The following is a 252-nucleotide window of genomic DNA, read 5'->3' as shown; positions in this document are numbered from 1 at the left end:
GCTCTACCCGAACGTGGACTTCTACACCGGGCTCATCTACAAGGCGATGGGCTTCCCGACGAAGATGTTCACGGTCCTGTTCGCCATCGGCCGCCTGCCGGGCTGGATCGCCCAGTGGCGCGAGATGATGACCGATCCGGAGACGAAGATCGGCCGCCCGCGCCAGATCTACACCGGGTCCCCCGAGCGCGACTACCCGCAGGGCTGATCCAGCGCCCACCACCCCTCCGGGCCCTCCGACGCTTTCGGCAC

General features: G+C 67.5%; 1 protein-coding gene. It reads left to right on the top strand.

Annotated features, from left to right (window positions below; all coding sequences use genetic code 11):
* A partial coding sequence (locus ACPYOG_RS20080; protein WP_481295859.1) for a citrate/2-methylcitrate synthase occupies positions 1 to 208 on the top strand: 208 nt, incomplete at its 5' end.
* Positions 209 to 252 lie beyond the last annotated feature (44 nt).

The organism is Leifsonia sp. HAY1-4F (genome assembly GCF_056755275.1).
The sequence above is the reverse complement of the archived record's forward strand: the minus strand, read 5'-3'. Positions and strand labels throughout refer to the sequence as shown.